Raw genomic sequence first — 15,954 nt, 5'->3', positions numbered from 1 at the left:
CTGTACACCAGTTAAAACGGCGTTCATCACCTGATTGGCAGCCAAACTCCTATTGCCCCTTTGACTGACCTACTGAGCCGCAACCACCGCCCTGTTAATAAGAAATTGATATTAAAATCAACGTACAATTGCGGTCTTTTAAGGGAAATTAAGCCCCCGAAGACCTCATCAGGGGCGAATGAAAAGCGCTAAAGACTTCTGATCTGTTGCCCGGCGACATCTATCATCAGCCTGTCCTCTGGCTGAATGATATCCAGCATATCACCCTGCTGACAGAGAAAGGCAACACCGGCTTCGCGGGCAATAATGGCAGCGTGAGAGAGCGCACTGCCCTCCCGCAGGCAAATGCCTTTTATCTGCTTCACATCCAGACTGGCGACCGCAGAGGGAAAGATGTCATCGGCAATCAGAATCGCGGGGACATCCGGTGTTGGAAGCGTAATCTCACGACCGCTAAGGTGACACAGGGTGCGGTGCAGGATGTCTTGAATATCGATAAATCTCGCCTGCAGGTAAGCATCATCCATTTGCCGGTATTGCTGACTCAGCGCCATGAGTACCTCATACCAGGCGGATTCGGCACAGCACCGCGCCGCACGAATCTTCTCGCAGGCTTCATCAAACATATCTGCATCATCCAGCAACGTGTGATGCCCGGCGAAAATAGCGGCTACCGCCTCGCCATAATTCGCTTCTGCCCGTTTATGCAGCGCATCCAGATCACAGAGAGTGTCAGCGATTGCCTGCTTCAGCCGTCGGCATTCCTGCTGCTCATCGGCACATGGACGCCGGTCAGGCTGCGCCAGCGGCAAGGGATAAAACACCGCTTTACCCTGCACCTGTCCCGTGTCCGGTACCGTTGTCCTGAGCGACATCGTTTCAGGTTGCTCGCCAAAATTTTCCGCCGCCAGAGAGGTGAACGCTGCCAGCGCAGCGCCCGCTTCGGGGCCACGTGCCGACAAGGTAATCTGATCGTTACAGCGCACCTGCAGCAGAGCAATCTGGTTGAGACTGTCTGGCGTGACACACTGGTTATCTTTTTTCAGTACCAACTCCGCATCAAAGCCAGCCAGCGTGGTCACAAGCCGTGAAGCAGGACGGACGTGCAGGCCATGGTGATTTTTTACGGTCACCGTGACCGATTGTGCGTCCTCGTGTGGGTTAACGGTGACGACGCTGGCAACGGCACTATCAGGTGCAATACCCAGTTGTGCATGCTTCGCCTCCAGCGCCTTCATGGCCACCGTCATCACCTTTTCGATATCGGCACCCGCCGCCGCACTGACGGTTGCCGCCAGCGTACCTTCCACCAGCGGTGCAGCACACAAACGCACTTTGGCCGCAATGGCAGGATCAAGCAGCTCAAGCGCCGTTTCTGCACTTAACAGCGCACTTCCCATGTCCATCATGACCAGAACATGATCCGCATCTGCCACCGATTCGATCGCCGCCATCACTTTCACGGGATCCGTGCCAATGGGATGATCAGGATCGTCAATGCCGGCAGCGACCGCCAGCTTGCAGCGATCGCCGGTTAACATTTGTCGCGCCAGCATCTCCACGCCGTTACCCAGCAACGCACTGTGTGACACGATCACCAGATTTACCATGTGCTTCTCCTTAAGCTTTGGCGGCGGCAGCCAGCATCTGCATCATAAACATCACCGATGTTGCCCCCGGATCCTGATGACCAATACTGCGCTCTCCCAGGTAACTGGCGCGGCCTTTGCGGGCCTGCATTGTAATGGTGGCGTGAGCGGCCGTTTCTGCCTGCTCGCAGGCGGCATCCAGCGCGGCGATGACCGACATATTTTGCTCACTGGCGTGCCGCAGTGACGCCACCACCGCAAGCCAGACATCACACATCGTTTTATCGCCGGGTTCCGCTTTTCCTCGATTCACCACGCCTTCGGCCCCTTCGCGTATCATTTGATACAGCTCTTCCAGCGTCAGGCTCTGGTGTGCCTGTGTGACCTGCGCCGCCCGGATAAAGAAAGTGCCAAACAACGGCCCGCTGGCACCGCCCACATTGGAAAGCAGCATCATGCCGGTATTTTTGAGGATAAAGCCAATATCCTTATCGGCAATCGCGGGCAGCTTCTCGACCACCTTACTGAAACCCCGGTGCATATTTAAGCCGTGATCGGCGTCGCCAATTTCGCGATCCAGGCCGGTGAGAAAATCACTTTCACGGGTAAAAACTTCACCACAGCGGTAAAGCCAGTTCACAATTTGGGCGCGGGTAAGTGACATGTCGAACTCCTTAACAGCCCCAGTTCAGGGCAGGTGTGTGTACCGGGGCATCCCACAGTGACAGGGCCTCATCATCCACGCTTAACAGCGTGATGGAAAAGCCCACCATATCCAGCGACGTGCAGTAACTGCCCACCAGATTTCGCGCGATAGTGATGCCGCTTTCGTCGCAACGCTGAGCCAGGCGGTTATAAACACCATACAGTTCTGACAGTGGCGTAGCGCCCAGATTATTAACCAGCGCAATCACACGATCGCCGCGGGTTAATGCCTGCTTACTGTGTTTAACCTCTTGCCAGCTTCCGCTGTTTTGATCCCAGTGACGTAGGGTACGGCTGTAGTTGCCATTCTCCAGCAGCGTGTCGAACATCTCATCGACCGTCTTGTCCAGCGAGGTAAAAGTACGGCGGTCGATGCCGGGTTCGCCATGAATCCCTACACCGAACTCCATTTCGTTGTCCTGAAGTTCGAACGAGCGTTTGCCGGCGGCGGGCACGGTACAGGCGCCTAACGCAATACCGATCGAGTGGCCCAGGTTATTGAGTTTACGTCCCAGCGCCGCACAGGCTTCCAGTGAATCGCCCCGCTCCGCTGCGGCGCCAAGCAGTTTTTCAATCAGTACCGTATTCGCCACACCACGTCGTCCTGTCGTGTAGAGACTGTCTTTTACGGCCACGTCATCGTCAACCACCACTGTGGTGACTTTTACACCGCTTTCGTGCAGCAGCTCGGTGGCGGTTTCGAAGTTGAGAATATCACCGGTGTAATTTTTGACTATCATCAGTACGCCTTCACCACCGTCAATTTTCATGGCGCATTCATACATTTTATCCGGCGTTGGCGAGGTGAAAATCTCACCCGGGCAGGCACCCGAAAGCATGCCCGGACCAATAAATCCGCAGTGCATCGGTTCATGGCCGCTTCCGCCGCCCGACAGTAAGGCAACCTTTCCGGCGACAGGCGCATCGGCGCGCGTCATACAAACTGGATCCTGATGCAGCGTCAGTTCAGGATGGGCACGAGCGAAGCCTGCAAGTTGTTCACTCAATACATCTTCCACACGATTAATCAGCTTTTTCATGGGTATGCTCCGTTAGCATCGGTTTGCCGCCGCTCTTGCCTCAGCAAAAGGGACAGCATTATCAGGAGAGCGAGACGGCGAAAAGCAGCGCGTCGGTGGAGTGATTCTTACGGAGTCGACAGGAAAAAAAATGCCCCTCTTCAGCGTTCCATAAGGGAACGTTTTGCTGCGTTATTATGTTTCGTTATGAAACGTTTTATCGCACTTACGGCGAAAAATGAGAGGCAAAGCAAGAAATCGGGATCGTTGCATGTGATCAATCTGTCTGAGCGATAAGCGTTTTATCCCCTCAGGCTGACGCGCAGTCGCGTCCTTCCTCTCACATGGGTTCCGGGTAGTCTCTTAACCGCTAAGAGGCGATCGCGATCGCAACATGGCTTTTCGAGCGCGTTTATTGTTTCAGGATGGAACATAACTGGCCGTATGGCGTTCCATATAAGAACGTTGGCGTCAAAAATATTTCCCCTCACCGTTGATCGTAAAGTGAGTCGCGTACGCCGGTCATCATCCGGCTCACATCGCCAACTGAGCCAGAAAGATGCGCGCGTTCATCTTGCGAACATGTTCTTACTTGAGGGTGAAAGGAATGCCAAAAATTATTCAGTCTCCAGCGAAATATATTCAGGGCCCCGATGCCTTGTTGTCCTTTGGGGAATATGCCAAAAACCTGGCAAATCATTTTTTTGTGATTGCCGATGACGTTGTGATGAAACTGGCGGGCGATCAGGTCCTGTCCGGCCTTGCCAGCCACAGTGTGACCTGCCATGCCGAACGCTTTAACGGGGAGTGTTGCCGGACGGAAATAGAACGCCTGATGGCCCTTGTCGAACAGCATGGCTGCCGGGGCGTGATCGGACTGGGTGGGGGGAAAACGCTGGACACCGCTAAAGCCGTCGCCTGGTATCTGAAACTGCCGGTGGTGGTGATCCCGACCATCGCGTCGACGGATGCGCCCACCAGCGCGCTGTCGGTCATTTATACCGAATCCGGTGAGTTTGCTGAGTACCTGATCTATCCCAAAAACCCTGACATGGTGGTCATGGATACTACAATCATTGCCAAAGCCCCGGTTCGCTTACTGGTCGCCGGTATGGGTGATGCCCTGTCGACCTGGTTTGAAGCAAAAGCCTGTTATGACTCGGGCGCAACCAGTATGGCGGGAGGGAAATCGACCGCGGCCGCGTTAAGCCTGGCGCGTCTGTGCTATGAGACGCTTCTGGCTGAGGGCGAAAAAGCGCGCTGTGCCGCCCAGGCGGGCGTCGTCACGGAAGCCCTGGAACGTATTGTGGAAGCCAACACCTATCTGAGTGGTATTGGTTTTGAGAGCAGCGGTCTGGCTGCCGCTCATGCGATTCACAACGCATTTACCGTGCTGGAAGAGTGCCATCATCTTTATCATGGCGAAAAAGTGGCGTTTGGTACGCTCGCGCAGTTGGTACTGCAAAACAGCCCGACAGATGAGATCGAAACCGTGCTGAACTTCTGCCAGAAAGTGGGCCTGCCTGTCACGCTGGCACAGATGGGAGTGAAACACGGCATTGAAGAGAAAATAAGCGCGGTTGCCCATGCGGCCTGCGTGGAAGGCGAAACCATCCACAATATGCCGTTCCCGGTTACACCGCACAGCGTGTACGCAGCCATTGTGACTGCGGATCTGCTGGGGCAGCAGTGGCTGTCACGTTAGCCGACTGCCGGTAACCGCTGGCCCGGGTATCACGGGCACCAGGCGTCCCTCTGACCGGATCTGTCAGAGGGATTTTCTATGGTTTTCTGGCGGAAAACGTGATGACGGGTTTACCTCCCCATAGCAATAATGACGGTTCAGTGGTGATTACGCAGTCATGGCAGCGCTGCAGTAAATATATGCAACGCGATAACTGGCAGACGCCACACCAGGCGCAGGGCCTGACCTATGAATCCATATGTCGACGTAAAGCCGCGTTGATAACCCTCGGTCAGGCGACGCTGGAGGATGCATGGGAATACATGGAAAACCGTGCCTGTGCGCTGCTCATTCTGGACGAATCAGCCTGTATTCTGACCCGCTGCGGCGCGCCTGAAACGCTGATGCAGCTTGACACATTAGGCATGCGGGATGGCAGCTATTGTGCGGAAAGCATTATCGGTACCTGTGCCTTATCGCTGGCGGCGCTTGAAGGTCAGCCCATTAAGACCCACGGCGAACAGCACTTCAAACGGGCCCTTCATCCCTGGTTTTTCTGCTCAACCCCAATATTTGATAATCATGGTCGCTTATTTGGCTCCATTTCTCTGGCCTGCCAGGACAAGACGCAGGCATCGTCAGATCTTTCTCTGACGTTAGCCATTGCCCGTGAGGTGGGCAACTCGTTACTGACGGACACTTTGCTTACCGAGTCCAACCGCCATCTGAATCAACTCAATGGCCTGCTGGAAAGCATGGATGACGGCGTGATGGCCTGGAACGAGCAAGGCGTGTTGCAGTTTCTCAACGCCCGGGCCGCACGGATGTTGCATCTGAATGCGCTGACCAGTCAGGGAAAAATGCTGGCGGATTTGGTGACCCTGCCTGCCCTGTTGCGTCGGGCCATCACCCAGGTTCAGGCGCTGAAGCATGTAGAGGTCACGTTTGAAAGCCAGCACCAGTTTGTGGATGCCGTCATTACGTTGAAACCGATTGTTGAACCCCAGGGCAACAGTTTTATTTTGCTGCTTCATCCGGTTGAGCAGATGCGCCAGCTGATGACCAGTCAGTTAGGCAAAGTCAGCCATACGTTTGAACAAATGCCTGAAGAAGATGCGGAAACACGACGTTTGGTTTGTTTCGGCCGTCAGGCCGCAAAAGGCCGCTTTCCGGTCTTACTGTGTGGGGAAGAAGGCGTGGGGAAAGAGCTACTCAGCCAGGCGATTCATAATGAAAGCGACCGGGCGAGTGGTCCCTACATTGCGGTTAACTGTCAACTTTATGCCGACAATTCTCTGGGAGAGGATTTTACAGGCAGTGCGCCCGGCGAGGATGAAGATGGCCGGTTAAGCCGACTGGCGCTGGCCAGCGGCGGCACGTTGTTTTTGGAAAAGATTGAATATCTTACTCCGGCTCAGCAGTCTGTGCTGCTTCAGGTCATCAAACAGGGCGTACTGACCCGGCTGGATGCCCGGCGGCTTATTCCTGTTGATATCAAAGTGATTGCCACAACGACCACTAATCTGGCCCATCTTGTGGAACAGAATCGTTTTAGCCGTCAGCTTTATTACGCCTTACATTCCTTTGAAATTGCCATACCGCCTCTGCGGGCGCGCCGTCACAGCATTCCCTGTCTCATTAACACCCGGTTGCGCAGGCTGGAAAAGCGGTTTTCATCACGTTTTAAAGTGGATGACGAGGTTATCACGCAGTTAATGCAGTATGGATGGCCAGGCAATGACTTTGAGCTCAACAGCGTAATCGAGAATATTGCGATCCGCAGTGAAAATGGCCATATCCGGCTAAGCAACCTGCCTGAATCACTGTTTTCTGAACAGGCTGATAATACTGCCGGCACGGCGTTGTTGCCGGATGATTTGTCTTTTCGCGCCATTGAAAAAGAAGCGATTCTTCAGGCAGCCCGAATGACGCATGGCAAGGTACAGGCTATGTCGGCGATGCTGAATATTGGACGCACCACCTTATGGCGAAAAATGAAACACTATGCGATTGATGCCAGTGAGTTCAAACTAAAGTAAGGGCTGTCGGTTATATTCGCCAGCCAATGAGGCGGTCAGTCTGCGCCTGACCGCCTTGTTATTTTGCTACATCATACCCGGGACAATGATCGCCAAAAAGATCAGGGCAATTAAGCTATGTTTTACCCAGTAATAAAGGGTCCGGTTACGCTTTTTCAGCTTCTGTCCGGCATCGCGAACAGCATTAACGTATTTAAAAATCCGGTTAATGAATCCCGTTTTGTCATTCTCATCATTGGGCGAGGCGGCTGCCGACATTAATGTATTGCCAACCCAGTGATTAACCGCCTGTGCCCAGCGCCATTTCATCGGCCGCTCAATATCGCAGAACAGAATAATGCGCGTTTGCTCGCTTTCATTCTGCGCCCAGTGCACATACGTTTCGTCAAAAATCACCGCCTGACCATCGCGCCAGCTATGGCGCTGGCGATCCACTTCGATGAAACAACGGTCGTCATTGGGCGTCACCAGGCCAAGGTGATAACGCACCGATCCCGCGTAGGGATCGCGGTGTTTACCTAAATGACTGCCTGCAGGCAGTTCTGCAAACATGGCTGCTTTGATGGACGGGATCTGACTCACCAGTGCCGTGGTCACAGGACACAGCTGCTGTGCTGAAGGGTGCACATCGCTATACCACTTAAGGTAAAAACGTTTCCAGCCACGTTTAAAGAAGGTGTTAAAACCTGCATCATTATGGCTTTGTGCCGCTTTGATGTGATCCTGAAGCCGTATCGCCTCCTCACGGATAACCTCCCAGTTATCGGTAAGCTGACGAAGTTCAGGAAAATCATCCGTCGGGAAATAAGGCTGTTTTGCCGGCAACCTGGAGAAGCCCGTCATAAACATATTGATGGGCGCCATAAAGGTCGAGTGATCAAATAACTGACGTGAAAACTTTTGCTTTTCTACACCGCGTGAGTGCGCATAGATAACGCTAATAATAAAAATACCAATGATAATGGCAGCCACCATACAACGTGTTCCTTGTGTTGCAAGAATGGAGTGTTTCTTGCGAAGAGTTATTGGGACTTTAATTTTTAGTATTGAAACGTAAAAATTTTTGTCATGCAGTGCGCTTTGCGTTATCACTCATGGCGAATAACGGCAGGTTGTTTAGTAAAGGTTTATAAAACGGAAGCGATCTGTCCGCACAGCGCGTCAGATCATCGCAATAACACTTCAACATCTGCCAGCATGTAAATAAACGTCGCGAGGCCGAAGCCTCGCGAATGTGTATGCATGCTAATCGTAATACGCCACCTTCCGATCGACGCCGTTTATATTCATCAGCACAAATCCGGTCGGCGTTGTTTTATTTGTCGGCGAGCCTTCTGCGGTCGCCAGGGTTACCACCCCTTTTTCATTGGCGCCCAGCCCCGCTACACCATTGTGAAGACCAAAGCGCGCAGCGGGTTTTAGCGTCCCGACTTTTGTGACGTCATCAACCTGAGACATATCACTCTGGAAAAGTGAGCAGGATCCGGTGTCAAAGCGCGTCGGCCCGGTCGTTTTCAGGTTAAACATGGTCTCACCGCTGTTAGCGCGCAGCTTGACCCACACGCCAGCATAGGTGGTGCCCACCCGGTTGTAGCGAATATCCATAACAGCAGGTTGACCCATGTGGCAGGCATCCGCCCAGACGGTATCCAGCCGTTGTAGGTTGATCCACGTTTTCCCTGTACCCGGCATGTTAACGGGTGACGTAGCAGTTCCCGAAGGCGTGGTGTTATCCGCTTTGCCAATCAACTCAATAACCCATTGCTGATTGGGTGAAGGGAAAAACACCTGGCCCAGGCGATACCAGTTATCCGTCGCAGTATTATTCACGACTTTATAGCCACTGAAGTACCCTGCCCGTAGCGATCCACTCATAAACGTGCCGTAGTTCTCGTCGCGGCGATAGCCATACTCGAAAGTAGAAAGCCATTTGCCCGTGACCAGATCCTGACTGAGCTTTGCGCCCGCCTGCAGGTTAATATGGCGCATTACCACGCGCGCATTATTGAGGATTAAAGGTGCACTACAGTCTTCGACGTTGAGCGTATCAATTGTCCAGCCGCCATCAGACAGATCGCCGGGATTACGCGTATGTTCAATCCACACGTTGCGCATAATCGCCTGTGTCATGCGCGGCATGTAAAGCGTGGCATCGCCATAGCCTGTCTGGAAATTCGCGTTGCACAATTCAACCGCCGTGGAGTGATCCCACACGCCATTGGGCGAATTTGACCAGCCAATATCAAACACCCGTGAGTAGGTGGTATTGGTGTAGATTTGCTCAAACTTACTGTCGAGCGTGTCCTGCAGTTTAAAAATCGTGCCGCCACTGCGCTGGCCGCGAAAACAGCTAATATTGACGATTTGCCCTTCCACACAAATATTTTCAAAGAAAGGCTGAGTGTTGCTGCACATCTCGGGGGTGATGGTGGCTTTATTGGCAACAATATCCGCGCTGGCTTGCCCATCCCAGGTGATACCACGGATCGTCGTCCTACGGGCTTTAACCTTAAACAGCGTATTGGCGCTTTTGTCGGAGATAAGGGTTGTGCCAGGCAGAGAACCCAGCGCCAGGTCATCGCCGGCCAGACCAAAGAACGGCATTTCTGTATCACTCAGGTCCATTGGCATGATCAGGAAACGTCCGCCGGGAAAACGGACCGGTAAACCTTTCATATTTTGGCTGTAAGTTTGTGACCAGCCAAGAATACGTTTAAACGCATCGGTGTCATCGGTTACGCCATCGCCTTTCGCGCCAAAATGCAGGATGTTAACTTCACGTGGATCGTTAATCGAACGCTTCCAGTAAAAGTTATTGCCAACGGCGACTGTACCGCCATCGTCTTTTAACGTGGTGGTGCCGGTGAATCCCACAAAATCACCGCCGCCCCGGAAACTGGAGTCTTTGTCGTAGTAGCGTTTTAACACGGCAATTTCACCTGCTTTTGACGGCACGGTAGTACGCAGCTCAGCAAATGAGTTGACTTCAATCATGATATCCTCCTCAGGATAAGGTTTTATAAATCATTTAGTTAACTATTTTGACGATGAGGGATGTCCACAGAGGGCATCCCAGAGATCGTTATGGGCATTGATGGCGCGCACAGTGCGAATGTCTGCCTTCTGCGCGTCATCGCCATGGGTGTAAATAGGGGAAAAGAGAATGCAGGCTGAATCGTTAGAGATGATGGGTTCAGGGCTGGTTATATTTGGACTGCTGCAACTTGTCGCGAGCAGCAGCATCATCAAGATTGAGGTTATCAGTCGCCACACGCTTCGCCTCCTCACTATTGTGTTGCTGTTGATGAGTAATCTTCGTCAGGCGGTCTGCCTCTTGCCTGGCCCCCTCGGCTTCTGACTGCGCCTGCTGTTGCACCTTGCCAATTTTTTTGCCACCGAAGTAACTGGCTCCCAAAGCCGCCATCAGCGCACCCAGCGCAGCCAACCAGTGCCAGCCGCCGTTGGTTAACAGAGAAAAAAACGTCATGACTCCATCTCCTTACTTTGCCGTTTTTCATTGAGCAGGGTTTTCTGGCGAACAAACTGCGCAATCACGCCCATCGCCACCATGAAGGCACCGATAAGACCCAGATAGTTGTGGGGAAGAATGCTTTTTACGTCCTCCGGCAGCGTTTGCCAGGCATTGAGCGCAGAAGACGGAAACGACTGAACCCAGGCACTGAGCATCGATCCCAGCGAGGCAAGCCATACAGACCAGGTTTTAAACAACAATTTGGCGTGAGAAACAAACTGAAGCGTGGTGAAGCGCTGCATTAACAGCAAAATGATAATGACGCTTAACACCGCGATAATGAAAAGTAACCATCTCATAGTAACCCCCGGTAGACGTCATAGTTTCCGCTGCGCATCACTTCGGCATGACGCCGGACACGGCCCGGTGTCTGCCGCGCCCACAGGCTGTTGAGCATGGCCTCACCGGCCTCAACAAAGTTTTCCTGGGCAATCGCGTTGAGCATGTTTTTAAACTGCAAAATGCCATCTACGCCAAGCTGATAGGCCATACTCATCAGAACATCGGTACGCGCCTCATTACATTTCTCCAGCGCCAGCTTAATGGGCGCACGGCTTTGCATATCTGTGATCTTGTTTTCCAGAATGCATTGCTTCCAGACATCCCCGACCCGCCGGGGAACCCGCATGACATAGTTACTTAGCGATGCGCCTTTTGGGCCAATACGGATGCCGCCTGCAACGGTAGGAAACCCCAGCGTATCGAGATACGGCATTTCGGCGTAACCCTCTTCAAAATTCAGAATTGCAATAATCTGGCTCATAAAAACTCCTCATAGACGATGCAGACATAACCGACCGGACTGACAAAACATAAAACAAACTGATTAGTGCAGGGATAAACGCAGCGGCGATGTCGGGTGAACATGCAGCAGCATTGAAGCATTTACAAAAGGTCAGAAAGGATGGAGATGCCTGCGACAGGCGTAAAATCAGTGACGAAAAATTCGTTCAACGGACCGCATAGAGATGAACATGTGGCAGGCAGCAATTATCAAATCCCGATATCTCCTGGCTTCTCAGGCGCGGTGCGGTAATCGCGCGATCAACAGCCGATATCACTTGCCGCTGACAGATTTGCTCTGCGCGGCGAAGCGTGCGGGTTTCGGGTGGACAGTTAAGTGCTTCGTCAATACTGTGTTTGAGACGGTTAAGAGGTTGACGCCGCTGATGACGGCGAGTTCGTGCATTGCCTGTAAAAACGCTTTTGCCATACTGGATTATCGCCATAACTCCTCCTGTGAATGAGTCTTTGGCGATAGGGTGGCAGGCAAGCATTTTCGCTCCGTTGAACACGCCTGAACGTCGCGGAATGCTGTTCACAGGCACTCCTCCCGGCTGAATAATCAGTCAGGTGGAAGGGTAAGCAAAGGGTTCGGGCGGCATCTGATGACACTGCACGGTACGCATCCACCCCATCCCAAAGCTCATTAGCGTTGGGGGGTTGATTCGCGCTTGTGCAGCGCCTCAATTGTTTAAGAGCGTTTCATCCTGGAGGTAACAACTTTTTTCGTCCCTGCTCAAATTATTAACAGGTTCTTATGCTTTATCAAACACCACTGGTTAATTTATTTTTTACCATAAGTTAACTTTTTGAATTTAGACCGATTATTTTTTTCACTTAAGGATCATCAGTCTGACTGAATTGCCTAACCCAGAATATGATACTGCCTGGCCTGGCTCATGATCACCTTTGCCAGAACGGTTAAACTGCCCGCATCATTCCGGTCCAGATACCAAGTCTCGTAACGTTTATTATCTGAGATAACAGCAATTCTTTTATGCTGCAGTTGCAGGCGTTTGAGGTAAAGTCTGTCGTCCAGTGTAAAGATGTAGATGCCATCTCCGTCGAATGTCTGCACGCTAATGTCCACAAACAGCTGATCCCGTGGGGCAAATGTGTCTGACATGGCATCGCTGTTCATTGCGATTAACCGAATATGATCGGCCGGGCGGCCGCTGAACAAGATGCGGGCTTCCTCCTGCCCGTATTCGATAGCCTTAATCGTTTCAACGAAGTCATCCCCGACGGGAACCCCCATTGCTGACGTTTGCCCCAGGTCAAAACTGTTAACGCGAAACGTGCTTTTTTGGCACGGCATATCCTGCAGTAAATACGGTTCCGGGGTCTGCTCCATGCCATATTGCAACCATTCTACTCTGACACCCAGTAACTGGCTGAGCGCCAGAAGATTGCCGTTATCGGGCACGGACTGCGCGTTAAACCATTTCCACACGCCGGGTGCGGAAATCTGACAACCCTGCTGTTGCAGCGCACAGGCGACCTGCTTATTTCGGCCATGACCGGTGATGCCCGCACTTTCACACGCGGCGATCAGCCTGGCAGTGAACGCTTGTTTGATACTCTCTTTTTTAACCATCAGTTAATAATCAACCATGAAAGAGGTGCTGAATGTTATTTTCGTTATTGCTACCAGTTCATTTTATATTACCGCCCGTTGACTACCTAACGGCATTGCCAGGCATTTTTGATTATTGTTAACCGTTATTATGCCAAGCGAAGCATAAAATCAGGCGCTAAGCCGCGTCTGACCTCACCTTTCAGTAATCTTGTGTAAAAAATTGCGCCCTACCTTCATCGTTTCTGATGAACAACCTCCCTCTTACTGACTAAAAAGCGGCCAACAGGCGAAAAACTCTACCATTGAGTGGTGCGAAAAAAGCCATCTAAAAAAAACGGGAGCCTGCACAGGCTCCCGTTTTATTCACTAAAATGCGGTTATGCACGCAGGCTGTCGTCTCCCCAGCCAATCCATTTATAGGTCGTCAGCGCCTCCAGGCCCATTGGACCACGGGCATGCAGTTTTTGCGTACTGACCGCGACTTCCGCGCCCAGACCAAACTGTGCCCCGTCGGTAAAGCGCGTGCTGGCGTTGACGTAAACAGCAGACGAGTCAACCTGCTTAACAAAGCGCGCGGCATTTTGTGTGCTGCGTGTCAGGATAGCGTCTGAGTGCTGCGTGCCGTGCTCGCGAATATGCGCGATAGCTTCATCCATATCGGCAACCCGTTTAACGTTGAGATCAAGCGACAGCCATTCATCGTCGTAATCGCCCTGTTGGATGGCGGTAACGCTGGCCGGTCCCTGCTGCAGTTCACTCAGGATACTGGCATCAGCATGCAGCGGAATGTTCTCCTCTGCCATGCGGGCCATAAAAGCGGGCAGAAAGCGCGCCGCCATGGCCGCGTCGATCAGCAGCGTTTCGAGGGAGTTACAGGCACTCGGACGCTGCTTCTTGGCATTCACGATGATATCCAGCGCGGCGTCGATATCCATCGTGTCGTCGATATACATATGGCAAACGCCAATGCCGCCAGTAATCACCGGAATAGTGGAATGTTCGCGACAGAGTTTGTGCAGTCCGGCGCCCCCTCGCGGAATCAACATATCCACATAGCGGTCCAGTTTTAGCAGTTGATTGACCAGTTCCCGATCCGGATTCTCAATCGCCTGAATGGCAGCTGATGGCAAGCCGTGCTGCTGCAAAGCGTTTTGTATTACCCGGACGGTAGCCGCGTTCGTCCGCCATGTCTCTTTCCCTCCACGCAGGATGGCCGCATTGCCGGTTTTCAGGCACAGGCTCGCCACATCCACCGTGACGTTCGGACGCGCTTCATAAATGACGCCGATCACCCCTAACGGCACCCGGCGGCGCTCAATGCGCAAGCCGCTGTCCAGTAAACCACCATCGATCACCTGCCCTACCGGATCGGCGAGCCGACAGACCTGGCGAACATCGTGGGCAATCGCACTGAGGCGCGCGGGCGTCAGCGTCAGGCGATCGAGCAATGCGGCGCTCATGCCGTTCTGCCGCGCCTCAGCCAGATCCTGCTCGTTTGCCGCCAGGATCCCCTCGCTTTCTGCCTCAAGCCGATCGGCGATAGTCAGCAAAACCTGATTTTTTTCTGCCGCAGACAGATCCGCCAGTTTCCAGGCCGCGCCGCGCGCCGCCTTTCCCATTTCTTCAAGCATGTGTACTCCTTAACTGACGATCATGTCGTCGCGATGCACGGCAACCGGCCCATATTCGTAGCCCAGAATCTCGCTTATCTGTTGACTATGGTGACCCGCAATCATGCGCATCGCATCACTGTTATAGCGCGAGACGCCGTGCGCAATATCGCGCCCCTGCAAACTGCGGATACGGATCACTTCACCACGGGAAAAATTCCCCTGAATCTCGCGGATCCCTTTTGGCAGCAGCGAACTGCCGCGCGCAACAATCGCAGCAAGCGCACCGTCATCCACGGTGATCTCTCCGGCGGGCGGCGCACCGAAAATCCAGCGTTTACGGTTTTCCAGCGGCGTCTGCTGAGCATGAAACAGTGTACCGACGGGCTTGCCCTCAATCACATCGTTGATCACGCCATGACGACTTCCGGCCGCAATAATGACATCAATACCGGCCCGGCAGGCGACATCGGCAGCCTGCAGCTTCGTCGACATGCCGCCCGTGCCCAACCCGGATACGCTTCCGCCCGCCAGTGCGCGCAGTGCGTCGTCAATGATATGCACATCGCTGATTAACTGGGCATCCGGATTACTGCGCGGATCGGCAGTAAACAATCCCTGCTGATCGGTCAGTAACAACAGTTTGTCTGCCCCGCCCAGCATTGCCGCCAGCGCAGAGAGGTTGTCATTATCGCCCACTTTAATTTCCGCCGTGGCAACGGCGTCATTTTCATTGATGACCGGCACAATGTGGTTGTCCAGCAAGGCCCGTAAGGTATCGCGGGCATTGAGGAAGCGTTCGCGATCTTCCATATCAGCACGGGTCAGTAACATCTGCCCGATATGAATACCGTAAATAGAAAACAGCTGTTCCCACAACTGGATCAGACGACTTTGCCCCACCGCAGCTAACAGCTGCTTTGAGGCGATGGTAGGCGGCAGTTCGGGGTAACCCAGATGTTCACGACCGGCCGCCATCGCGCCGGAGGTCACAATCACAATACGATGGCCGGCGGCGTGCTGCTGCGCGCACTGACGCACTAATTCCACCATATGTGCCCGGTTTAACCGACGCGAACCGCCGGTAAGCACGCTGGTACCCAATTTGACCACAAGGGTCTGACTGCCACTCATGTTGTCCTGCCGTAAAAAATTTCTGTGAACCGACTTTTTAACAGGTGCGGTGAGGGAAGCCAACAGCCAGTAAGGGAAAAGCTGCAAATTTTGCAGAGTGCGGAGTAGACCAAAAGTTCCCCTTTAACAACAAAACATAAAAGTTGTCATAAAAACTTCATCATTCATCGGTAAAAAGTCGGTGTTTTACAAATATTTTCACTAATGCCTCAAAAGTTTTCTTGATGTAACAAGGCGGCAAATGAATGCCCCCTGGTGCGTTCACTGAGCGACCGGAGAA

Annotated in this window: 14 protein-coding genes; 2 read left to right on the top strand and 12 right to left on the bottom strand. The window is 52.9% G+C overall.

The features are described from left to right. Positions 1-188: 188 nt before the first annotated feature. From dhaM to dhaK, 3 genes are read right to left on the bottom strand one after another with little or no spacing between them, the layout of a single operon-like run. Positions 189-1,610 carry a dihydroxyacetone kinase phosphoryl donor subunit DhaM gene (dhaM, locus tag C1N64_RS07275; protein WP_394515365.1) on the bottom strand — a complete coding sequence of 474 codons (1,422 nt, stop codon included), beginning with the start codon at positions 1,608-1,610 and terminating at the stop codon, positions 189-191. A 10-nt stretch (positions 1,611-1,620) separates the two neighbouring features. Next, the gene (gene dhaL / locus C1N64_RS07270) at positions 1,621-2,253 is read right to left on the bottom strand and encodes a dihydroxyacetone kinase subunit DhaL (protein ID WP_394515364.1); all 633 of its coding nucleotides are present in this window, start codon (positions 2,251-2,253) and stop codon (positions 1,621-1,623) included. Between the two features lie 10 nt (positions 2,254-2,263). Then, complete coding sequence (dhaK, locus tag C1N64_RS07265) at positions 2,264-3,334, bottom strand: dihydroxyacetone kinase subunit DhaK (protein WP_110268576.1); 1,071 nt, start codon at positions 3,332-3,334, stop codon at positions 2,264-2,266. Positions 3,335-3,920: 586 nt separating this feature from the next. Between dhaK and C1N64_RS07260 the strand changes: the two genes are divergently transcribed. Continuing rightward, entirely contained in the window at positions 3,921-5,018 is a 1,098-nt protein-coding gene (locus tag C1N64_RS07260; protein WP_172913485.1) for a glycerol dehydrogenase, read from the top strand. Positions 5,019-5,119: 101 nt separating this feature from the next. Then, complete coding sequence (gene dhaR, locus C1N64_RS07255) at positions 5,120-7,036, top strand: dihydroxyacetone kinase operon transcriptional regulator DhaR (protein ID WP_205957313.1); 1,917 nt, start codon at positions 5,120-5,122, stop codon at positions 7,034-7,036. Positions 7,037-7,102: 66 nt separating this feature from the next. Here dhaR and lpxO read toward each other — a convergent pair whose 3' ends face one another. From lpxO to proB, 9 genes are all read right to left on the bottom strand, one after another. Beyond that, a complete protein-coding gene (lpxO, locus tag C1N64_RS07250; protein ID WP_033738574.1) occupies positions 7,103-8,011 on the bottom strand; it encodes a lipid A hydroxylase LpxO in 909 nt (302 codons plus the stop codon). Between the two features lie 270 nt (positions 8,012-8,281). Next, positions 8,282-10,030, bottom strand: a complete 1,749-nt coding sequence (locus C1N64_RS07245) for a glycosyl hydrolase family 28-related protein (RefSeq protein ID WP_033738573.1) — start codon at positions 10,028-10,030, stop codon at positions 8,282-8,284. 199 nt (positions 10,031-10,229) lie between these two features. Beyond that, a complete protein-coding gene (locus C1N64_RS07240) occupies positions 10,230-10,523 on the bottom strand; it encodes a hypothetical protein (protein WP_033738571.1) in 294 nt (97 codons plus the stop codon). Further along, positions 10,520-10,867, bottom strand: coding sequence for a DUF7940 domain-containing protein (locus C1N64_RS07235; RefSeq protein ID WP_006118062.1), 348 nt, complete (start codon positions 10,865-10,867; stop codon positions 10,520-10,522). Before C1N64_RS07235 ends, C1N64_RS07240 begins: the two co-directional genes overlap by 4 nt. Next, the gene (locus C1N64_RS07230; RefSeq protein WP_033738569.1) at positions 10,864-11,331 is read right to left on the bottom strand and encodes a lysozyme family protein; all 468 of its coding nucleotides are present in this window, start codon (positions 11,329-11,331) and stop codon (positions 10,864-10,866) included. Before C1N64_RS07230 ends, C1N64_RS07235 begins: the two co-directional genes overlap by 4 nt. A 187-nt stretch (positions 11,332-11,518) precedes the next feature. After that, positions 11,519-11,797: a transcriptional antitermination N peptide gene (locus tag C1N64_RS07225; protein WP_006118060.1), complete on the bottom strand. Its 279-nt coding sequence runs from the start codon at positions 11,795-11,797 to the stop codon at positions 11,519-11,521. A gap of 419 nt (positions 11,798-12,216) precedes the next feature. Continuing rightward, positions 12,217-12,948 (bottom strand): S24 family peptidase, encoded by a 732-nt coding sequence (locus C1N64_RS07220; RefSeq protein ID WP_039338546.1) that lies wholly within the window; start codon positions 12,946-12,948, stop codon positions 12,217-12,219. A gap of 359 nt (positions 12,949-13,307) precedes the next feature. Continuing rightward, complete coding sequence (gene proA, locus C1N64_RS07215) at positions 13,308-14,561, bottom strand: glutamate-5-semialdehyde dehydrogenase (protein ID WP_394515363.1); 1,254 nt, start codon at positions 14,559-14,561, stop codon at positions 13,308-13,310. 9 nt (positions 14,562-14,570) lie between these two features. Then, a complete protein-coding gene (proB, locus tag C1N64_RS07210; protein ID WP_033738564.1) occupies positions 14,571-15,674 on the bottom strand; it encodes a glutamate 5-kinase in 1,104 nt (367 codons plus the stop codon). Positions 15,675-15,954 lie beyond the last annotated feature (280 nt).

Source organism: Pantoea sp. SGAir0215 (genome assembly GCF_043543215.1).
Note: the sequence above shows the minus strand (reverse complement) of the source record. Positions and strands in the feature narration are given on the sequence as shown.